The 20,780-nt window shown below is 70.2% G+C and carries 16 protein-coding genes and 3 pseudogenes; 9 read left to right on the top strand and 10 right to left on the bottom strand.

Annotated features, from left to right (window positions below; translation table 11 throughout):
• Window positions 1-64: 64 nt before the first annotated feature.
• Genes ABCR94_RS18300 through ABCR94_RS18290 form a run of 3 tightly spaced genes read right to left on the bottom strand, consistent with a single transcriptional unit; the run spans window position 65 to window position 2,011 of the window.
• Entirely contained in the window at window positions 65-415 is a 351-nt protein-coding gene (locus ABCR94_RS18300) for a nucleotide pyrophosphohydrolase (RefSeq protein ID WP_347120408.1), read from the bottom strand.
• Window positions 412-1,572 carry an AAA family ATPase gene (locus tag ABCR94_RS18295; RefSeq protein ID WP_347120407.1) on the bottom strand — a complete coding sequence of 387 codons (1,161 nt, stop codon included), beginning with the start codon at window positions 1,570-1,572 and terminating at the stop codon, window positions 412-414. Before ABCR94_RS18295 ends, ABCR94_RS18300 begins: the two co-directional genes overlap by 4 nt.
• Before the next feature lie 55 nt (window positions 1,573-1,627).
• Window positions 1,628-2,011, bottom strand: a complete 384-nt coding sequence (locus tag ABCR94_RS18290; RefSeq protein WP_347120405.1) for a cell division protein SepF — start codon at window positions 2,009-2,011, stop codon at window positions 1,628-1,630.
• 229 nt (window positions 2,012-2,240) lie between these two features.
• On the opposite strand from ABCR94_RS18290, the pseudogene ABCR94_RS18285 reads away from it, so the two are divergent.
• A pseudogene (locus ABCR94_RS18285) lies at window positions 2,241-2,513 on the top strand (LysR substrate-binding domain-containing protein); the annotation flags it as partial.
• Between the two features lie 18 nt (window positions 2,514-2,531).
• On the opposite strand, the gene rpsR reads toward ABCR94_RS18285, so the two are convergent.
• Complete coding sequence (gene rpsR, locus ABCR94_RS18280) at window positions 2,532-2,768, bottom strand: 30S ribosomal protein S18 (RefSeq protein WP_347120404.1); 237 nt, start codon at window positions 2,766-2,768, stop codon at window positions 2,532-2,534.
• A gap of 118 nt (window positions 2,769-2,886) precedes the next feature.
• Window positions 2,887-3,057, bottom strand: coding sequence for a 50S ribosomal protein L32 (rpmF, locus tag ABCR94_RS18275; protein ID WP_347120402.1), 171 nt, complete (start codon window positions 3,055-3,057; stop codon window positions 2,887-2,889).
• A gap of 296 nt (window positions 3,058-3,353) precedes the next feature.
• Here rpmF and ABCR94_RS18270 point away from each other — a divergent pair, with 296 nt between their 5' ends.
• Entirely contained in the window at window positions 3,354-4,622 is a 1,269-nt protein-coding gene (locus ABCR94_RS18270; RefSeq protein WP_347120401.1) for an MFS transporter, read from the top strand.
• On the top strand, window positions 4,619-5,680 hold the full coding sequence (locus tag ABCR94_RS18265; protein ID WP_347120400.1) for a TolB family protein: 1,062 nt from the start codon (window positions 4,619-4,621) through the stop codon (window positions 5,678-5,680). The genes ABCR94_RS18270 and ABCR94_RS18265 overlap by 4 nt, the downstream gene beginning before the upstream one ends.
• Window positions 5,681-5,714: 34 nt before the next feature.
• On the opposite strand, the gene ABCR94_RS18260 is transcribed toward ABCR94_RS18265, so the two are convergent.
• On the bottom strand, window positions 5,715-7,058 hold the full coding sequence (locus ABCR94_RS18260; protein ID WP_347120399.1) for a discoidin domain-containing protein: 1,344 nt from the start codon (window positions 7,056-7,058) through the stop codon (window positions 5,715-5,717).
• A 343-nt stretch (window positions 7,059-7,401) separates the two neighbouring features.
• On the opposite strand from ABCR94_RS18260, the gene ABCR94_RS18255 reads away from it, so the two are divergent.
• Entirely contained in the window at window positions 7,402-7,800 is a 399-nt protein-coding gene (locus tag ABCR94_RS18255) for a YrdB family protein (RefSeq protein WP_347120397.1), read from the top strand.
• Between the two features lie 127 nt (window positions 7,801-7,927).
• Here the strand turns inward: ABCR94_RS18255 and ABCR94_RS39130 are convergent.
• Window positions 7,928-8,134, bottom strand: a pseudogene (locus ABCR94_RS39130) (hypothetical protein); the annotation flags it as partial.
• Here ABCR94_RS39130 and ABCR94_RS18250 point away from each other — a divergent pair.
• Both ABCR94_RS18250 and ABCR94_RS18245 read left to right on the top strand, forming a co-directional pair.
• Window positions 8,133-9,158 carry an ATP-binding cassette domain-containing protein gene (locus ABCR94_RS18250; RefSeq protein WP_347120732.1) on the top strand — a complete coding sequence of 342 codons (1,026 nt, stop codon included), beginning with the start codon at window positions 8,133-8,135 and terminating at the stop codon, window positions 9,156-9,158. The pseudogene ABCR94_RS39130 and the gene ABCR94_RS18250 sit on opposite strands and share 2 nt — an antisense overlap.
• Window positions 9,155-9,946 carry an ABC transporter permease gene (locus ABCR94_RS18245; protein ID WP_347120396.1) on the top strand — a complete coding sequence of 264 codons (792 nt, stop codon included), beginning with the start codon at window positions 9,155-9,157 and terminating at the stop codon, window positions 9,944-9,946. Before ABCR94_RS18250 ends, ABCR94_RS18245 begins: the two co-directional genes overlap by 4 nt.
• On the opposite strand, the gene ABCR94_RS18240 is transcribed toward ABCR94_RS18245, so the two are convergent.
• The gene (locus ABCR94_RS18240) at window positions 9,901-13,098 is read right to left on the bottom strand and encodes an ATP-binding protein (RefSeq protein WP_347120395.1); all 3,198 of its coding nucleotides are present in this window, start codon (window positions 13,096-13,098) and stop codon (window positions 9,901-9,903) included. The two genes, ABCR94_RS18245 and ABCR94_RS18240, sit on opposite strands and share 46 nt — an antisense overlap.
• Window positions 13,099-13,651: 553 nt before the next feature.
• Here ABCR94_RS18240 and ABCR94_RS18235 point away from each other — a divergent pair.
• Together ABCR94_RS18235 and ABCR94_RS18230 are read left to right on the top strand one after the other, a co-directional pair.
• Window positions 13,652-13,792, top strand: a complete 141-nt coding sequence (locus ABCR94_RS18235; protein ID WP_347120393.1) for a hypothetical protein — start codon at window positions 13,652-13,654, stop codon at window positions 13,790-13,792.
• A gap of 112 nt (window positions 13,793-13,904) precedes the next feature.
• On the top strand, window positions 13,905-16,133 hold the full coding sequence (locus ABCR94_RS18230; RefSeq protein WP_347120391.1) for a glycosyl hydrolase: 2,229 nt from the start codon (window positions 13,905-13,907) through the stop codon (window positions 16,131-16,133).
• A 128-nt stretch (window positions 16,134-16,261) separates the two neighbouring features.
• Here the strand turns inward: ABCR94_RS18230 and ABCR94_RS18225 are convergent.
• Together ABCR94_RS18225 and ABCR94_RS18220 are read right to left on the bottom strand one after the other, a co-directional pair.
• Window positions 16,262-16,624 (bottom strand): annotated as a pseudogene (locus tag ABCR94_RS18225) (tyrosinase family protein); the annotation flags it as partial.
• Window positions 16,625-16,677: 53 nt separating this feature from the next.
• Window positions 16,678-19,491 (bottom strand): AMP-binding protein, encoded by a 2,814-nt coding sequence (locus tag ABCR94_RS18220; RefSeq protein ID WP_347120389.1) that lies wholly within the window; start codon window positions 19,489-19,491, stop codon window positions 16,678-16,680.
• A 265-nt stretch (window positions 19,492-19,756) separates the two neighbouring features.
• On the opposite strand from ABCR94_RS18220, the gene ABCR94_RS18215 reads away from it, so the two are divergent.
• Window positions 19,757-20,776, top strand: coding sequence for an iron ABC transporter substrate-binding protein (locus ABCR94_RS18215; RefSeq protein ID WP_347120388.1), 1,020 nt, complete (start codon window positions 19,757-19,759; stop codon window positions 20,774-20,776).
• Window positions 20,777-20,780: the final 4 nt, after the last annotated feature.

Raw genomic sequence — 20,780 nt, 5'->3', positions numbered from 1 at the left:
AGGGCCCGGAAAGCCAGGGCTATGGCGAAATCTGTGCACTAATCGACAGTTGTGGATATGTCACTCACTCCGAAGAGTGACGATCCTTGGTTTTCGGCACCGGGAAACGGTGTTCGTTCCGATCGATCTTGGCTGCCAGCGCCGCCAGCACATCAACCCCCAACACCTCGCAGAACTGCAGCAGATACGCCAGAACGTCCGCGACCTCGTCCGCCACCCGGTGCGCGGAGCGCGAATCCTCCATCACCCGAGCCGACTCCTCGGGCGTCAACCACTGGAAGATCTCGACCAGTTCGGCCGCCTCCACGCTCAGCGCCACCGCGAGGTTCTTCGGCGTGTGGTAGGGCTCCCACCCCCGCGCCGTCGCGAATTCGGCCAGCCTGCGCTGCAGTCCCTGCACATCCAGTTCCGTCACAGCCCCAGGTCTACCACCGTCACCCCGTCCACTCCGCGCGCGTACGGCGCATCCGTGACCGCCCCCACCAGCCGCATGTGCCTCTCCCCGCAGACGGCCGCGGCCAGCCCCAGCAGCTGCCGCGCCTGCGTGCCGTCCAGGGACCGGTCGAAGCCGTCCGCCAGGACCGTGAGCGCCTGCATCGCCGGAGGCACCTCGGCGACGGTGTCCATGGCCAGCACTCCGGGCCCGGTCAGCAGCACCAGGGCGAGTGCCAGGTAGCGCAACTCCCCGTCCCCCAGCCGCTCGACGGGGGTGGACCAGCGTTCACCGCGGGCCAGCACCGCCCGTACCGTGCCGTTCACCAGCTCCTCGACGGTCAGCTCAGCCACCGGCCCGGCGCATCCGGCGCGCACCATGGCGGTCAGCCGCGCATGGCGTTTCGCGCACTGGCTGCGCGTGCGCCACAGCACCTCGGCGAGGTTGTCGCAACCGGTCCGCAGCCGCCCCTCGCCCGTCGGCACTGGCTGTCGCATCCGCGGCGGTCGCGGGTCGCACGCGAACACCGAGCGCAGCGCGAGGATCACCTGCTCGGCCGCGGCCAGCACCTGCAGTTGCCCCGGCGTCCGGCCCGCGACGCGCAGCGGCAGCAGGGCGGTGCCCAGCCGGTCGTCGGGCATGGGTGCGCGCGTTACCGGCGCGGCGCCCGCCGTGTGCCAGGCCGCCTGCACGGAGCGCCGCGCCGGATCGCGCAACGCGGTGGTCAGCAGCGTCCGCCCGTCGCACGTCAGCCGTTCACCGGCGATCCGCAGCTCCGGCTCGACCTGCACGGCGAGATCGAGCCGGACGGGTCCGACGGGCCCGTCCACGGTGCAGCCGATCCGGAAGCCGCGCCGCCCCTGCGCATCGGGCCTCGCCCGTTCCGGCACGCACTCAACCGGCCGGGGGAAGACCTCGGCCAACTCCGCGCCGCCACCCAGCCGGGCCAGCGCCTCGTACACCTGAAGGACACTCGACTTGCCGCTGCCGCTCGCCCCCGCGACGAGGGTGACCGGGCCGAGCGGGACGGCTGTCCCGCGGTGCGACTTGAAGGCGGACAGCCGCAGTTCGACGACGGTGGGCTGCCGGTGGGGGCCGGCAGCGGAGATGGGGTCTTTCGCCCCGGGAAGCACAGTCATGGCCGGACGGTAGCCAGGGCCAGCCCCGGCGAACCGTTCCGCCTGGTGGATCTTCCTACGATCGAGGGACGGCGGCCTCGGCCCCTTCGACCTCCATGCCCTCCGGAGCCAGCAGGAAGACATTGCGGTCGACCCGGTGCATTCCGCTGCCGAGCCCGAAGACGACACCGCTGCTGAAGTCCAGGATCCGCTTCGCCACATCACTGTCGGCGGCGGTCAGATCGAGCAGGACCGGGATCTGCGCGACGAGGTACTCCGCGACCTCACGCGCGTCGGCGAAGACCTGTACGCGCAGCACGATCATGCGCCGTTGCTCGGCGGCGTACTCCTGCGGCATCGTGTGGTGATCGACCCGCGACGGCCACTGGTCCCGGCCGCGCAGCGGCACGACCTGGGCGAGCCCGGCCCACTGCTCGTCGGTGGCGTCGTACCTGCTCACCGGACCACCTCGCCCGCGCACTGTGTCTGCATTGAGCCATTCTCACCCGCCTCACCCGTTCGGCCCAACACCGACACGGGCCAGTCGCGACTCGTCCGAAAACGGGACGACGCGGGACGACGCGGGACGGCGCGAGGCCGGCGCGGAGCCGGCGCGGAGCCGGCGCGGTCAGTGGCGGAGCAGCCAGGCCACCCGGTCGAGAGAAGCGGCGTGATACACCACGAGTATCCGCGACGCGTTCCTCGCCTCGTGCGTCGCGGCGGGCTTCACCTCCGAGGCCCGCTGGGAGGCGGCCGAACCACTGGCCGCCCTGCGCCTGGTGGCCTCGGGGCTCGGCGCGGCGATGATCCAGAAGAGCATGCTGCGCGGCGCGACGGAGGGCGTGGTGGTGCGCGAACTGCCCTGGTACACGCCCTCAACGCAACTGTGGGCCGCCTGGCACCGGGTCGATCTCAGGCCGCTGGTCGCCGAGTTCCGCCAGACCCTGCTGGCGGGCGGCTAGAGGCGGCTAGAGGGTGTCTCACCGCGAGACATACGGCAGCAGGGCCATCTCCCGGGCGTTCTTGATGGCGCGGGCCAACCTTCGCTGCTGCTGGGCGCTGACCCGGGTCACCCTGCGGCTGCGGATCTTCCCCCGGTCCGAGATGAACTTCCGCAGCAGGTCGGTGTCCTTGTAGTCGATGTACGTGATCCGCGCTTGATTCAGCGGATTGGGGCGGGACTTGGCGGGCTGGCGGGGGTCGCTGCGACGAGCCACGGTTCCTCCTTGGCTTGGGCGGGGCAGTGCGTGCGATGCATGGAGTGGGGGCGGGCGTACGGCTCAGTCGGCCCCGGGGGCGAGCCTCAGTGCGTCGCCCCCGTGCACGTACTGGCCATCAGCTCTCCGGAGCCAACAGCCCGCGCTTGTAGGCCTTGGCCAGCCGTTGCGGCACCAGAAAGGCGGAGCCGTCGACCGTGATGGGCACCAGCTGCGGCGTGACCGCCTTCCACTGAGCGCGACGGTGGCGGGTGTTGCTGCGGGACATTTTGCGCTTGGGCACGGCCATGCCGGTCCTCCTGTTGTTACGCACTGCATTGCGCGGACGGGCTACGCGGACACCACCGACGCTATATGAACATGGATCCCATTATCAATACAGGTCCTCGGTTCGCTCCGCCGCCAACCTCCCGCCACACCTCCGCCACACCTCCGCCACACCTCCCGTCACACCTCTTGTGCGAGACACGACAAGCGCAGTCAAATATAAGGAAAGGTTCCTAACAGTCGGACCTTCCGTTCCACCCCCTCCCCGGGCACAGCCGTGTCCGGCCCCTGCCTGTCCCCCACGGCCGCGGAGCCCCTATGTATCTCGCCTCCAGCAGATCCACGGACGTCCCCGACGGCCCGGCCACCGGCCGGTCACCCGGATCGGGTCCCGCCCGCAAGGGCATGGCAGGGACGGTCGTCGCACTGGGCGCGGTCAGCCTCGTCAGTGACATCTCTTCCGAGATGGTCACCGCGGTGATGCCTCTCTACTTCGTCCTCGGCCTGGGGATGAGCCCTCTCCAGTTCGGCTTTCTCGACGGCATCTACAACGGGATCAGCGCGTTCGTCCGGCTCGCCGGAGGGCACATCGCCGACCGTCGGCAGCGCTACAAGGCGGTAGCCGGCGCGGGGTACGCGCTCTCCGCGCTCTGCAAGCTCGGCCTGCTCTTCGCCGGCACGTCGACGCCCGCCCTCTCCACCGCCCTGGCCGCCGACCGGGTGGGCAAGGGCATTCGCACCGGCCCCCGCGACGCGCTCATCACGCTCAGCTGCGACCCGCGCGACCTCGGCCGCGCCTTCGGCGTACACCGCGCGATGGACACAACCGGCGCACTCCTGGGACCACTTGCCGCGTTCGCCCTGCTGTGGGTGACCATGGACGCGTACGAGAGCGTCTTCGTCGTCAGCTTCTGCTTCGGCGTCCTGGGCGTGCTCATCCTGCTCGCCTTCGTCCCCGGCCACCGCCACACCGCGGACCGCAAGGCCGCCGCGCCGAGGCTGCGGGACACCGTGGGGCTGGTGCGCGAGCCGGGTTTCCGCCGGATGCTGATCACCGCTTCGGCGCTCGGCCTGGTCACCGTCGGGGACGGCTTCATCTTCCTGCTCCTGCAGAGCCGCCTCGACTTCACCGCCGGCTACCTTCCCCTGCTGCCGCTCGGGACCGCCCTGGTGTACCTGACGCTCGCCGTACCGTTCGGCAGGATCGCCGACCGCCACGGCCGCCGAGGGCTCTATCTCCTGGGCCACACCGCCCTGTTGGCCGTGTACGCGGTGCTGCTCACCCCACTCGGCGGCCCGGCCCTCCTGATCGCCGCCCTGGTGCTGCACGGCACCTTCTACGCGGCCACCGACGGCGTACTCATGGCCCTCGCCGGGCCCTCTCTGCCGGGAACCCAGCGGGCAGGCGGGCTGGCCATTCTGCAGACCGGTCAAGCCGTCGGCCGCCTGCTGGCCTCCGTACTCTTCGGCGCGGCCTGGACGACCTGGGGCACACAGCCGGCCCTCGCCCTCGCTGCCGCCGGTCTCGCCCTCACTCTGCCGATCTGTCTCTTCCTCCTTCCCACACAGCAGGAGCCGACGCCGTGAACTCACCCGAAGACCCCACCCACACCAAGAGCCCTATGGGCCCCATGGGCGCCATGAGTCTGCGGGCCAGATTCGTCGCCGTGGGCGCGGCCACCGTGTTGCTCACGACGCTGGGCGTTGTGTACACCGTGAACAGCGCGCATCGCACCGAGCCCGCCGGCGGCGCGAAGAGCGTCCTGTCGCTGGCGGACGGCCCCGCGCTGTTCTTCCGGACCGACAAGGGCAGGCTCGCGTCGGTCTCCCGACCACCGGCCGTCGGCCAGGGCGGGAGCCGGCGGGAGGCGAAGGAGTCCGCCATGCCCTGTCACCGGTTCTACGCCGGGGGCGCCACGGCGGTCTGTCTGGCGTCCAGGCCCGGCATCCCGCCCAGGACCAAGGCGGTGATCCTCGACCGGGACCTCAAGGAGAAGCGCAGCGTCCTGCTTCCCGGTGTGCCCAACCGGGCCAGGGTCTCCGCCTCCGGACGGATGGTCGCCTGGACCGTCTTCGTGACCGGGGACTCCTACTCCTCGTCGTCCTTCTCGACCCGCAGCGGCATTCTCGACACCCGCACCGGCTACCTGATCAAGAACATGGAGACCATCCAGGTCTACCTCGGCGGAAAGCGGTACCACTCGTCGGACGTGAACTTCTGGGGCGTCACCTTCGCCCGCGACGACAACCGCTTCTTTGCGACGATGGCAAGCCGGGGAAAGACCTACCTGGTCGAAGGCAACATCAAGAAGTGGAGCGCGCACACCGTCCGCGAGAACGTCGAATGCCCCTCGCTCTCCCCCGACAACACCCGCATCGCCTTCAAGAAGCGGGTGTCGGGCGGCGGTTCGGCACCCTGGCGCCTGCATGTCCTCGACCTCAGGACGATGCGTGAGACGCCGCTGGCCGAGACCCGCTCCGTCGACGACCAGGTGGCCTGGCTGGACAACCGGACCCTCGCGTATGCCGTCCCCGGCCGCGCCGCACGGTCCTCGGCCATCTGGACGGTGCCCGCCGACGGCTCGGGCCGGGCCGAACTGACGGTGCCCGGCGCCTCGTCACCGTCCGGGGTGTCCGGAGGGTGACGAGGGCGCCGGGACCGGCATGGCTGCCTCGGTGTCAGTGGCAGGTGCGCGTGGGGCCGGTGTCCTTCACCTGGCCCGCGGTGTCGACGTACTGCCAACCGAAGCTGGTGTCGGTGAAGTTGAGCTTCAGGACGCCGTACGGGCCGCTGATGCGCTTCTCACTGTTGGGCTGAACCTCCTCGATCGGGTAGGGCTCGGCGCCGCCCATACCGCCGACGATCTCCACGATCCCGTCGGCCTTGGCCTGCCCGTCGGCGTTCTGCGGGGCGAAGCGCTCGTAGTGGTGGTCGTGGCCGTTCAGTATGAGATCGGCCTTGGCGCCGTAGAGGATCTTCCACACCGGCTTGCCGACCGGATCGTTGCCGTGCCCGCCCGAGCTGTAGAGGGGGTGGTGGAAGTACGCGGCGATGCAGCCCTTCTTGTTGCGCGCAAGATCGTCCTTCAGCCACTGGATCTGCGCGGCCTGGTCGAAGGCGTTGGAGTCGAGGGCGACAAAGTGCCAATTGCCCTCGTCGTAGCTGTAGTAGGACTTGCCCTGCGGGTAGGCGATCGAGCCGAAGTAGCTCTTGTAGCCCGCGAGTGACCCGGCCGGGTCATAGGTCTCGTGGTTGCCGGGCACCGGGCGGGTCTTCGCCTTGAACTTCCCCCACGACGTGTCGTAGTAGGCGCGGAAGTCGGAGATCATGGCGTCGTCGTACTGGTTGTCGCCCATGGTCAGATAGAACTTCGGGTCGATCCGCTGCGCCTGCGCGGCGGTCTTCGGGTGTGCGCAGGAGCTGGAGGACGCGGTGCACTGCGCCGCGATGTCCCCGGCGGCGACGACTGTGAAGGCCCCGGTCGGCGGCGGACCGCCGGCCAGGCTGCCGTAGACCTGGACCTCATGGAGCGAGTAGCCGTACGCGGTGCCACGCGCTGTCCCGAACACCCGCAGATAGCGGCCCTTGCCGGACAGGCCCGCCCAGTCGTCCGAACCCCCGTTGCCCGCCGCCTCGTTGGCGATTCGGGTCCAGGTGGTGGCGTCGTCGGAAACCTCGATGCGATATGCCTTCGCGTACGCCGCCTCCCAGGCCAGCGTGACCCGCGAGACGGTGGCGGCGGCCCCCAGGTCGACCTGGAGCCATTGCGGGTCCTTGCCCTCGACGCTGGCCCAGCGGGTGGCCGGGTCGCCGTCGAAGGCCTGGGCGGCGCCGAGTGCGGAGTCCTCCGCGGAGGACGCGGTGGCGGACTTGCCGCCCGAGATCAGCGGATCGGCCGCGGCGTCGGCCCGGTCCGGATTCATCAGCAGCAGGCCGCCGATGAGGAGGAGAACGGCGGCGAAGGCAGTCGCCAGGACGGTGGTCCTGGTGCGGAGTGGTGGTGGGGCGGTGGTCAGGCGCATGCCTGGACTCCCTGGCTGAGACAGCGAGAGCTGGACAACTTGCTTGCCGCCATGCCCCCTCAGGGTGGGCATGGCGTGCGGCGGCCGGGTCAGAGCTCTCGCTGAGCGCGTCACGCCCACGAAGAGTCGGGCGCCGCGCCGAGCCGCTGCCGGGCAGCCTGGCAACGGGGCGTGTCCCTGTCAATGGATAATAGGAAACTTTCCTAACTGTCACCGATCCGGCTACTCCACCCGGTGGCCCGGGCGTACTGACGGGCTCCAGCGCTTCTTCCCTGATTCTTGAGCGGCATGGGTCACTGTGGCGACACCGCGCAACGCTCAAGACCACGTTCAAGGAGCAGAGTTGAACCCCACCGAGTTGAACACTCTTGCACTTGCCTACAACCCGGCGATGCTCGCTCTGCGTTTCCTCTTCGAGCTGGCCGCCCTCGGCTGCTTCGCGCTCTGGGCCTGGCGCAAGACCCCCAGCCCCTGGCGCTGGATCACGGTGGTGGCGCTGCCGGTCGCGATCGGCTGGGCGTGGGGCACTTTCGCGGTGTCCGGCGACGAGTCGCGCTCGGGCGAGACCGAGGTCGAGACCCCGGGACCGCTGCGGCTGCTGCTTGAACTGGCGGTGTTCTTCGGGGCTGTTTGGGCCCTCTACGACCTGGGGATCCGCAAGACCGCGAAGTGGGCGCTGATCGTGCTCGTGGTCTTCCACATCCTCTCGTACGACCGGATCTGGTGGCTGCTGACGAAGTGACCCGCCGCCCCGAAGGCAAGAGCCACCAAAAGGCGGTCAAGGTGGGCACCGGCGAGTCCAACGCCGGATCGCACGCGAGCACGGACCGGTGCAGTTCCCGCAACCCCCGCGAGGGCTCGATGCCCAGTTCCTGGACGCAGGACTCGCGCAGCCGACGGAAGACTTCGAGTGCGTGCGAGGACCGCGAGCCGCACCTCTTCTCACCGCAACGCCTCGGCCCGCGCGCCCTGAGCCGCGGGAGCAGGTCGAGCCCCCGGGCGGTTCCGGTGTGTGGAGACGGCTGCAACCGCGCTGAAACCGTACTGAACCGGCTCGGCGCCAAGCTCTGCGGCATGACAACAACGACCGGCGAACTCGCCATCTCAGCAACCGGGTTGCGCAAGTCCTACGGCGAGAAGACCGTCCTCGACGGCGTCGACCTCCACGTTCCCGTAGGCACGGTCTTCTCCCTCCTCGGGCCGAACGGCGCCGGCAAGACAGCCGCTGTTCAGGTCCTCTCCACCCTCATCGCCGCCGACGGCGGCGAGCTGCGGGTAGCCGGGCACGACCTCGCCGCCGATCCCCAAGCGGTGCGCGCCGCGATCGGCGTCACCGGGCAGTTCTCCGCGGTGGACAACATGATCACCGGCGAGGAGAACATGCTCCTCATGGCGGATCTGCATCATCTCCCCCGCAGTGAAGGCCGCCGGTTCGCAGCCGAGTTGCTTGAGCGATTCGATCTGACCGAGGCCGCGAAGAGGCCCGCTGTCACCTACTCCGGCGGTATGCGCCGACGTCTCGACCTCGCCATGACCCTGGTCGGCAGCCCGCGGATCATCTTCCTCGACGAGCCGACCACCGGGCTCGACCCGCGCAGCCGGCACAGCATGTGGAACATCATCCGAGAACTCGTCGCCGGGGGCGTCACCGTCTTCCTCACCACGCAGCACCTGGAGGAGGCCGACCAGCTCGCCGACCGCATCGCGGTCCTCAACGGCGGCAAGATCGTCGCCCAGGGCACTGCCGGGGAGCTCAAGCGGCTCGTCCCTGGCGGGCACATCCGCCTCCGGTTCGCCGAGCCTCAGGCGTACGAGCACGCGGCCGGCGCCTTGCACGACGCCACCCGGGACGTGGAATCGCTCTCCTTGACCATCCCCAGCGGCGGCAGCCAACGCGAGCTGCGCGCCATCCTCGACTGGCTCGACGCGGCCGGTGTCGAGGCCGACGAACTGACCGTGCACACCCCCGACCTCGACGACGTGTTCTTCGCCCTGACCGGCCACCCCACCGAGTCCACCGAGTCCCCCACGTCCGCGACCAACCACCCCGCCGGGTCCACCGCGCCCGCCGCGCCCGCCGCCAAGGAGACCGTCCGATGAGCACCCTGTCTCTCACCGTCCGCGACTCGTCCACGATGCTGCGTCGCAACCTCCTGCACGCGCGGCGCTACCCCTCCCTCACCCTCAACGTCCTGCTGACGCCGATCGTCCTGCTGCTGCTCTTCGTGTACGTGTTCGGCGACGTCATGAGCGCGGGCATCACGGGCACCGGCGCCAACCGAGCCGACTACATCGCCTACTTGGTCCCCGGCATCCTGTTGATGACCATCGGCGGAAACTCCGTCGGAACCGCCGTGTCCGTCTGCATGGACATGACCGAGGGCATCATCGCGCGCTTCCGCACCATGGCGATCTCCCGTTCTTCCATACTGATCGGCCACGTCGCCGGAAGCGTGGTGCAGACATTGGCGGCCCTGGTGCTGGTCCTGGGCATCGGTCTTGCCATCGGGTTCCTGCCGGAGGCCACCGTGGTGGAGTGGATCGCGGCGGCCGGTCTGCTGGCGCTTTTCAGCCTGGCGCTGACCTGGATCGCCGTCGGTCTCGGCCTGGCCAGCCCGACGCCCGAGGGCGCGAGCAACAACGGGCTGCCGCTGATGATGCTGCCGCTTCTGTCCAGCGCGTTCGTGCCGGTGGACGCCATGCCGGGCTGGTTCCGCTGGTTCGCCGAGTACCAGCCCTTCACCCCCGCCATCGAGACCCTGCGCGGTCTGCTGCTCGGCAGCGAGATCGGCCACAACGGGTGGCTCGCCGTCGTCTGGTGCCTGGGCCTGACCGTGCTCGGCTACCTCTGGTCGAAGGCGCAGTTCAATCGCGACCCGGTACGCTGATCCCGTCCATCGTGACCCGGTGCGCTGATCGCGCGCAGCGCCGCCGCCCTCAACTCCGCTTTCTCCAGGGCGGCGTACTCCGACACCGCATCGGCGTACGCCGCCCTGTCGGCGTCCTCGGCGGCCTGCCGGGCCCGGGCGGCGGACAGGGTCGGGAACTCCCGCAGTACGCGCATCCGTTCCGCCAACGCCATCAGCCGTACGGCCGAGGTGTCGCCCTGACAAAGACCGGCCAGACCGAGCCCCCGCAGAACCGTGCCGTACACCGGAAGCTGCTCGGGGAACCCCGCCCCTGGCCCGTCGGACAGCAACGTCCGCAGCTGCTCACGGAGTTGCCCGGCCAGCTCCCCGATCAGCTCCAGCCGGCCGTGCTGGGCATGCGCGGCCAGTGCCGCCGACTGCACTTCCAGCGACCACGGATCAACGAACGAATCGGTGGCCTGCGGCGGGCGTCCCTCCCGCATCCGTTTCACGGCCTGCCGCCACAGATCGAGCCCGGCCTCGGTCAGACCACGGGCCAGCGCGATCTCCGCCCGTGCCGCCAGGTCCGGGGTGAAGAAGATCTCGCTCGCCTCCGGCTGTTGGTCGAGGACTGCCCGCTCCAACCAGTACTCCGCTTCGTCGACATCCCCGCGCTGCAAGCACGCAAGCACCAAACCCCAGCGGATACCGACTGTGTCCGACAGGCCCTCGAACTGGTCGAGCGCGCCCAGTGCGGCCCGCAGATGGTGGTGCGCCTCCGTGCTCCGCTCGGTCTGCAGACACAGGTCGCTGATCCGGCCGTGGCTCAGTAGCAGCATCGCCGGATTCCTCAGTGGCCCCAGAGCGGCGAGCGTCCGGCGGGCGGAGTCCAGCGCCCGTTCCACCTCGTTCTCGTACTCCCACACGTAGCCGGCGACGAATTCGGCGAGGCCCACCACCAGGGGTTCGTCCGCGGCGCACAGCTCCCGCAGGCGCGTGTAGTCCGGTGGGCGCACGTCGGACGTGGCGCACAGTACGACGGCCAGGGCTCTCAGCAGGGTGTCGGGCGCGGCGGGCGGCAGTCGGCGCAGCGTGACGAGCTGGCGCACGGCCTGCGGTCCGTGGCTCATAAAAAGGGCCGCCGTGCACACAGCCGCCGCGCTCCGGGCCGCCTCGACGTCCTCGGGCCCGGGGTGGAAGTGGGAGAGCGGCCCACCGGTCTCGGCGGCGAGGGCGGCGAGCCGGGTGTGGTTGGAGTCGGTGGCCCACAGCGAGGAGAGCACTGCCGTGAGGGCCGCGGTGGTGGGGCCGTCGGTGCGTGCCAGCGCGTGCCTCAGGGCCAGGACGAGGTTGTCCTGCTCGGCCCGGATCCGGCCCCAGGAAGGCAAGGGGTCACTGCTGAAGAGGACATCGTGGTGGGTGCGGCCGAAGTCCCGTGCCCAGGCGAGGAACCCGACGGTGACGGCCTCCTCCTCGCCGGCTTGCGCGCGCCGGGCGGCGCTGAACTCCCGTACGGTCTCCAGCATGTGGAAGCGCATCCCAGAGGCAGTGTCACCTGCCTTGATCAAGGACTGATCGGCCAGCTGCTCGACCAGGAAGAGCGCGTCCCCACCACCACCGCCGCCGAGCACACGCGCCGCCGCGTCCTCGGTGAAACCTCCCGGGAACACCGAGAGCGCACGCAGCGCCGCCCGCCCTTCGGGCTCAAGCAGGTTCCAGCTCCACTCGACGACGGCGTGCAGGGTGCGATGCCGCTCCGGTGTGTCCCGTGCTCCGCCGCGCAGCAGAGCGAAACGGTCCCGCAGGCGGCGGCCGATCTCCGCCACAGGCAGCACTCTCACCCTGGCGGCGGCCAGCTCCACGGCCAGCGGCAGACCGTCCAGATGACGGCAGAGGTCGGCCACGTGAGCGGCGGGCAGCTCCACGCCGGGGCGGGCGGACCGGGCCCGCTGCTCGAAGAGTTCGACGGAGGTGGCGAGGGTCAGCACCGGCAGCGCGTACAGGGATTCCGAAGTCAGCCCGAGGGGTGCCCTGCTGGTGGCAAGCACCCGCAGCTCCTTCGACCGCGACACCAGAGCCTGTACCAGGTCGGCGGCGCCGTGGACGACATGCTCGCAGTTGTCGAGTATCAGCAGTACGGGGCCGGGGCCCAGTGCTCCGACGATGGCGTTGACCAGATCCCCGGCCCCGGCGAAGTTCCGGCTCTCCCCGACGCCGATCGCCGATGCCACCTCCCCCGCCACATCGTCATCAGCGGTGACACCGGCGAGCGGCACGCAGTGCACCACCCGCTGTTCGGCGGCCCGGCCGACGGCGTACGCGAGCCGGGTCTTGCCGAGACCGCCGGGGCCGATGGCAGTGACGACCCGCCCGGTGCGCAACAGCCCGGTCACGGCGGCGATGTCGGCCTCCCGGCCGAGCAGCGGATTCGGCTCATGCGGTACGCCGTTCCGGACCTCCGGCGCCTCGGCTCGCAGCAGCTCCTGGTGTACGGCCCTGAGTCCGGCCCCGGGGTCGGTGCCGAGCTCGTCCCGCAGCTCTCGCCGGTAGGTGTCGTACCGGCTCAGCGCCGCGGCCGGTCCTGCCTGGGCCGCCTCGCAGCGCAGCAGTTCCGCCAGGACCTCCTCGTCCCGCGGCAGTTCATCGGCCAGTTCGGCCAGCGGCCTTGCCGCCTCATCCCGTCGCCCCACCCGGGCAAGGGCGAGTGCGCGGGTACGGATCAGCGCGCGGTGGGTCCCGGCCCGCGCGGTACGCAGCGCGACCACCGGGTCGCGCAGATCCTCACCGGCACCCGCGGCGACCACCCCGTCCCAGAAGGCCAGGCCCGCCTCGGCTTCCTCCAGAGCGCCTCGGTGGTCACCCTTGCGGGACCGCTCCGCGCCGGCTGCCTCGTGCAGCAGCAGTGCGGAGCTGTCGACCTGCGTCTCGCCCAGCGCCAGCCGGTACCCCGTCGGCGTGCTCACGATCAGCTCGGCGTCCAGCTGCGACCGCACCCGGGAGACCAGCACCTGCACCGCCTTGCCCGGCCGCTCCGGCTGCGCGTCCGGCCACAGGCCTTCCACGAGCCGCCCCGTGCTGCACCCGGCCCGCAGGTCGACGGCGAGCAGCGCAAGGAGCCCGCGCAGCCGGGGCGCGGTCATCTCCTGCCCGCGGTAGGCGATGCGGGGCAGCAAGGTCAGCTCAGAGGTCACGTGCGCAGACTAGCCAGCGCCCGTAGCACCCGGATCGGCCCGCAGATTGCCCCAGGTGACGAGACAGTCCAGCACCTACTCCACTGCCTCGATATCGACGGACCGGCTCCGGGCCTCCAAGGCGACGCACACGTCCTCCGACCGCAGTGGCACCGTGAGACGCTCCTCGGCCGCCAGTGCGCATCACTTGCCGGTAGAGATGGGCTTTGAAGGAAGGTGAGTTGGTCGAAGGGGACGTAGTCGGCATTGTGCGGGCCGACGGGGTGGGACGTCTGGTAGGTCTGGGAGGTCACCGTCGATCCACGGTTCCGGATCTGTGCCCGTACCTGACGAGATGCCCGATATCCGCCTGCCTCATTTGGATCGGGCGCTCACAAGCACGGTGGACGACCTCCCACGATCAGAGCGCTGCCGTCGGGGGAAATCGCGCAGCTCATGTCCACGGCATCGCCTTCATCCGACGTGAAACCTCAGCAGCCGCTGGCCGGAAATCGTCGGCAAATGCGCAGAAGCGGCCGTCGAGTGACCGGATCGCCATCTCTATCCCCCTGCGATGCGCGGCACCCAGGGCGACCCGGCGTTTCCCGCCGCCGAGCTGATCTTCCCCGGCGGGCAGGACGAGTTCACCGCGCGGGCGGCGTACGACTGGCTCCGCCGGCCGGCGCCCGCCCCGTCAACTCCCCAGCTCCCCTGACATGCACCTCTCCCCGTCCGCCACAACGTCCAATTAGTGGCCTTCTGTTGCACCGCTCCCTCCCATAACGTCAGCACGGCTTGAAATGCCCATGACGAAGAAGAGGGTGCCCGTGCGAAGACGTCTGCTTCACCTGCTCCTCGCCCCGCTCACGTGCGTCCTGACGATCGCCTTGATGGTCACGGCGCCGGCGACCGCCGCACCTCCCGGCCCGCCCGAGGTGTACCGGCCCGTTCGCGGACCCGCCGCGCCGGCCGAGTACCGGTATCTGCAGAAGACGATGCCGGGACAGCCGATCCCGCGCCACGCCCACGAGAACGCCGCAGCGCAGGCCGACCGGCTGCCCACCGTCGGCGGACGGTGGAAGTCGGTCGGGCCGACCAACATCGGCGGGCGCATCGTCTCGCTGGCGCTCGACCCCAAGCGTGCCGACACCGTGTACGCCGCCGCGGCCAGCGGCGGGATATGGCGCAGCACGGACGCCGGGCAGACCTTCGAGTCCGCGTGGCCGGACAGCTGGACCCAGGCGATGGGAGCGGTCGCCACGGGGCCCGACGGCGCCCTGTACGCCGGAACCGGCGAGCCCAACCCCGGTGGCGGCAGCATCACTTACGAGGGAACTGGGCTCTACCGCAGCACCGACGGCGGGGCCCACTGGCGCCCGATCGGGCTGCGCGACTCCGGTGCGATCAGCGCGATCACGGTGGACCCCGGCGACCCGCGTCGCATCTACGTAGCCGCGGCCGGGTCGCTCTACAACGGCGGAGGTGACCGCGGCGTCTACCGTTCCGAGGACGGCGGGAACACCTGGCAGCGCATCCTCACCGGGGCGAACGAGTTCACCGGCGCCACCGAAGTGATCGTCCAGGGCCAAGAGCTGTACGCCGTCATGTGGGACCACCGCCGGACGCCCGAACTGCGCACCTACGGCGGCGTGGGCTCCGGCGTCTTCCGCAGCGGCGACGGCGGCAGTACCTGGCAGCGGCTCGGCGGCGGCCTGCCCGCACAGAGCCCGGACATCGGGCGGATCGGCCTCGCCGTCGCGGGCGACCGGGTCTACGCCATCGTCAACAGGACCAGCGGCCCCTTCGAGGGCTTCTACACCTCCACCAACGGGGGCGACAACTGGATCCGGAAACCGGCCGACAAGAACCTCACCAACTCCCAGTCGACCTTCGGCTGGTGGTTCGGCAAGGTATGGGCCGACCCCAAGGACGCCGACCATGTGCAGGTCGCCGGGGTACCGCTGCTGGCCTCGAAGGACGCCGGCGCGACCTGGACGTACGACGACACCACCATCCATGTCGACCAGCACGCGATGGTCTGGGACCCACGCCGGCCCGGCCGCGTCTACCTGGGCAATGACGGCGGCGTCTACCGCTCCGACGCAAACGGGGACGGCGGGTGGGTCAAGGCCCGCCACGAGCCGTACACCCAGCTCTACAGCGCGGCGATCAGCCCGCAGGACACCTCACGGATATCCGGCGGCTCCCAGGACAACGGCTCGCTGCGCTCCTGGGGCGGGAACGGATTCAACGAATACCTCGGCGGGGACGGCGAGGAGAACCTCATCAACCCCACCGACGTCAGTAATGTGTTCGCCTGCTACCAGTACGGCAACTGCTTCCGGTCCACCGACGGCGGTGACACCCTCGCCTACTTCGCCGACCGGACCACGTTCAAACGCCGCAACTGGTTCACCCCCGTTGTCTTCGACCCACGCGATCCGAAGATCCTCTACTACGGCTCCGAGGTACTCAACCGCTCCACGGACGGCGGCGAGACCTGGCAGCCCATCAGCCCCGATCTGTCCGGCGGCCCGGGCCCCGACCCGCTTTACACCAACTACGGGACGATCACCTCGATCGCCCCGGCGTCCGACGGCCGCACCGTCTACGCCGGCACCGACGACGGACGCGTCTGGGTCACCCGGGACCTGGGTACGACCTGGACGAAGCTGGCGGAAGGCCGCCCCTGGGTGACCCGCGTCGTGGTCGACCCGCGCGACCGGGACCGCGTCTACACGACACACTCCGCCTACCGCGCCGGGTCCAACCTGGCTCATGTGTACGGCAGCACGGACGGCGGCAAGCACTGGAACGACCTGTCCGGCAACCTGCCGGACGCACCCGTCAACGACCTCGTCGTCGCGCGCGGCGGCCTTCTGTACGTCGGCACCGACCAGGGCGTGTTCGCCTCCACGTCGCACGGGCGGCACTGGCTGCGCCTGGGCCGGGGCATGCCCGCGGTCCCGGTGGACGACATCGAGTACGACGCCGGGCACCACCGGCTGGTCGCGGCCACCTTCGGCAGGGGCTTCTACGAACTGACCACCCTCTGAGCCGCAGCGGCGGTGGTACCCCCTGGCGGTGACGCCCTGCCGCGCCTACGTCCTGCCGCCCGCCTTCGTCGGGGCAGCCCCTCCGAGCCCCCGGAGGATCGCCCCGACGAAGGCCCGGGCGGTCGGAGTTACGCCGCGGTGTCGAAGGTGTAGTGCTTGGTGTGATCCAGCATGTCGGCCGGCGTCACGCCGTTCCAGGGGCGCATGACGTCATGGAGGTCCACGACGTTGGACGTCCCCGCGGCCGGCAGGTCGTTGGGCGAGACGCCGGTGGCCATCTGACCGCCCACCCAGACGTGCACCCGGTTGTGCAGGTTGACGCCGCGCCAGCCCTCCAGGTGGTTGCGGAACCCGTCCGACGCGCTGTTCCAGGGCGCGGTGTCGTACGTGGGCATGGCGAGCACGGAGTCGACCTCCGCGCGCGTCGGCAGCTGCGGCACACCCGATCCGAGAGCCCTGCGGAGAAAACCGCGCCCGTCGACCCTCACGGACCTTCACGCCCGGCCGCCACGAGGCCGCCGGGACGCGCGTCCAGGTGCCGGCGTCAGCGATCGTGCAGCGTGTGCGGCGCGGCCCGACCGCCGTCGCCGTGTCGGACCCGACCATGGGCCGGGACAGGCTGAGCGTCCTGATCCGCGGCCGGTCGCTCCGGAAGTTCACCTCGGACGGCAAGGTACGGGTGAGCCGGGTCCCCGGCGGAACCCGGCCGGACTTCGACACCCGTCACGCGTACGGGCGCAGCTTCACGGTCGTACTGCGCGGCTGGGGGGTATCCGGTCGATCTCCGCGGCGCCGTACCCCAGCCCCGCAGGGAGGGCCGCCACCGCATCACGCGGGTTGCCAGGGCGGCGTACGTGATGCCAACGAGGAGCGAGGCGGCCGTCGCGACCACCGCGTACTGGTCCTCCAGGCGCGGGAAGACCTGCCAGTGCGTGACATAGATGTAGAGCGAACTTCCGGCGAGTACGCCCGCGACGCGATTGACGAAGGCCACGCTCGGTACGTTCCTGACCCAGATCAGCAGGGTCAGACCGACGATGACGACCACTTCCCGAGCGGGCTCCCCGCTGAACAGGCCCGGCACGGTGGCCAGGGCCGTCGCGTTCAGCAGCAACCGCTGCCCCGCGGTGGCCGCCTTCGCGGCAGCCCAGCCCATGGCGAACAGCCAGCAGACGGTGACCACCAGGGGAACGTGCCCCCGGGCGTCGAGGCCCAAGAGGTCGTAGCGGCCGATCAGTCCCAGCGCCATCAGGGCCGTGGGAAGGGCGAACGGGAATCGCCGCTCGGTTCGGTCCGCCCATGGCACGGCCAGCAGCGCGGCCACGACGACCAGCATGTAGAGCAGGGCCTCGATAAACCAGAAGCCGTCGTTGGGGCCGAGGAGGCTGGTGAGCATCAGGACGCCGGTCCAGCGGTAGTCGTCGGTGACGAGCATCATCAACGCGAGCCAGGCCATGCTCGGCACGGCGATCCTCGCGATGCTCCGTCCCATGTTCCGCAGTCGCAAGCGACGGCCGGCGGAACCGAGGTGGAAGCGGGCGAAGTTGTACCCGGCGACGCCCAGCAGCACATGTGCGCCGCCCTTGACCGTGAAGAGGTGGACGTGGGAGCCGACGATGAGCACGATGGCGACGGCCCGCAGGGCGACGCCGGTCTCCAGGGTGCGGCGGCGGGTGCCGCGCCGCTCGGCGGCCGGCTGCCGGGGCGGACGCTGGAGTTCACGGATGGGGAGCGTGTGCCAATGATCGGGCAGGCGCCCCAGTACCTCTTCGAGGTTCAGTGACATCTCGACGTACGACAGCGAATCGCCTCCCAGCCCCACGAAGCTGCTGTCCGCAGTGACGTCGTCCCGGTCGAGGATCCGCGCGTACAGCCCGCGCAGGTCGACGGGTTCACGGGGTGATGTCCCAGGGCCGGGCGCGGGTATCGCCGCGCCGGCCGGGGCTTCGGGCCGGGCCAGCTCACGTATCGCCCGGTAGTCGGGCTTGCCCGTGGCGAGCCGGGGCAGTTCGGATGCGGGGAGGACACGGACGTGTACGGCGCGTGGCGGCAGACCGCATTCGCCGCTCACCAGTCTCCGCACCCGAGCGGCGTCGACCGTGTCAGGATCGCCCGTGACGATCACGGCCAGTGCGTCGTCGGCACCGGCGCAGCACGAGGTGATGCCGCGTTCTTCCAGCATCACCTCCACCTGCTGGGGGTCGATCCGCAGGCCCAGGATCTTCGCGAACCGGCTGCGGCGCCCGACCAGTTCGTACAGACCGTCGGGGGCACGCCGGGCGATGTCCCCGGTGTGCAGCTCGTCGACTGTCCGGCCCAGCCGGAGGTCCTCCGCGTTCTCGGCGTAGCCGAGCATCACGTTGGGCCCCGCGTACACCAGCTCGCCGGTGGCCTCCCCGGGCCATTCGGGCAGCGGTTGGAGCCGGAAGGAGCCGTCCGGGATCGCGATCCCCGCCGCTTCGGGGCGGGTTTCTGCGAGGTCCGGCGGCAGGTAGGCCATGCGGGCCGTCGCCTCGGTCTGGCCGTACATCACGAACAGGTCCCACCCCGAGGCGCGGCCCAGGGCGGCGTAGCGCGCGACCCGGTCGGGCGCCAGGCGTCCGCCCGCCTGGGTGACGTAACGCAGGTGAGGCAGTTCCATCCCGGCGAAGCCGACCCGGTCGAGCAGGTCGAAGGTGTACGGGACTCCGGCGAGGCCGGACCCGCGGGCGGTGCGGAACAGCTCCCAGAAGCAGGGATCGGCGACCGAGAGGCCGGTGAGGATCACCCCGGCGCCGCGCAGCAAGTTGCTGTGGATGACGGAAAGGCCGTAGCAGTAGTGCATCGGCAGCGTGGTCGCGGCGCGGTCGGTGTCCCGGATGCTCAGGTACTCGGCGATGGATTCGGCGTTGGCCTGCAGATTGTCGTGCGAGAGCCGGACGAGCTTCGGGGATCCGGTCGAGCCGGAGGTGCTCAGCAGCAGGGCGAGGTCGGGGTGCAGGGTGTGCGCGGACACCGCGCGCCGCTCTTCGAGCACCCACGTCCCGCCGACCGTGTGCGCCACGACATCCGGGTCGTACGCGTCGGTCAACGCCCGCACGGCCTCGGGGTGGTCGCCCGGCACCAGCAGGACGGGATGTCCCGCCGTCAGGGCCGCGAGATGCACGACGAGAGCGTCGACGGTGTGGGCGGCGACGAGCAGGACCAGGCGGCGGTCGCGGCCGAGGCGGCGGGCCGTCGCTTCCACCCGTACGGCAAGCTCGCGGTACGACACCGGGCCGTCGGCGGTGATGACGGCCGTGCGGTCGCCATGGGCCGCGAGGCCGCGGGCGAACGGGACGGTCCTGGTGCCTGGGAGCAGGCCGGAAGGGGCTTTCACGATCGCATCTTAGGAAAGCCTTACCTGATTGGGTAGTCACAGAAGCGTCACGGCCGAGCCACTGCGCGTGCACAGGCAAAGAACAGGTAGGGTCGGCTCCGCCGCCCGCGCGACGCCGCCGGAACGTTACATACGTCACCCTTGACGTTTAGGTTAGCTTTACCTTATTTATTGGGCGTTCCCAGGTTCCTCCGCGGCCCGCTACGCCGCTCGCTCCCTGACGACGCGACGCGCGGCGGCAGTGAGCCATGCAGAAAGGCTTCGCATGCGACGCCCCTTGGCCCGACGTCTGACCGCGCTGTGCGCGGCAGCGACCCTTGTCGCCACCGCTGCGGGCTGCAGCAACGCCGAGGACGACGCCGGGCTCGTCATCTACTCCGGCCGCAACGAGAACCTCGTCAAGCCGCTCCTGGACGATCTGGAGAAGGCCATCGGCACCACTGTCGCCGTCCGATACGGCGACAGTGCCGAACTGGCCGCCCAGATCCAGGAGGAGGGCGACAAGACCAAAGCCGGCCTATTCTTCTCCCAGGACGCCGGCGCCCTCGGGGCCCTCTCCACGAAGGGCCTGCTCAAGAAGCTCCCGCAGTCGTCACTGGACCGGGTGACGCCGTCGTTCCGCGGCGGCGCGGGCGACTGGGTCGGCACCTCGGGGCGCGTCCGCGTCCTCGCGTACCACCCCGGCCAGGTCACCGAAGTGCCGGACAGTGTGCACGAGCTGACGAAGCCGGAGTGGAAGGGCAAGGTCGGTTACGTCCCGACCAACGCTTCCTTCCAGGCCTTCGTCACCGGTATGCGCGTTCTTGAGGGCGACGACGCCACGCGCACCTGGCTCAGGGGCCTCAAGGCCAATGACCCCAAGGTGTACGAGAACAACCTCAAGGTGCTGGACGCGGTCGGCCAGGGAGAGGTCTCCCTCGGACTGGTCAACCACTACTACTGGTACGAGCAGGTCGCCGAGAAGGGCGCGGACAAGGTCGGCGCGAAGATCCACTTCCTGCCCGGCGGGGACCCGGGTTCGCTCGTCAACGCGGCCGGTGTCGGCATCCTCAAGGGCAGCGACCAGGCCCCGGCGGCGCAGAAGGCCGTCGACTTCCTGCTCTCCAAGAAGGCGCAGACATACTTCGCCGACGACACCAAGGAATACCCCCTGGCCGCCGGCGTCACCAGCACGGTCGAGGGCCTGCCCCCGCTGGACTCTCTCGACACCCCCAAGATCAACCTCGGCAGGCTCGAATCGCTTCAGGAGACCCTGAAGATGCTGCAGGACGTCGGGATGGTCTGAGCCG

Source organism: Streptomyces changchenzhani (assembly GCF_039766235.1).
GTDB lineage: Bacteria > Actinomycetota > Actinomycetes > Streptomycetales > Streptomycetaceae > Streptomyces.
Note: the sequence above shows the minus strand (reverse complement) of the source record. Positions and strands in the feature narration are given on the sequence as shown.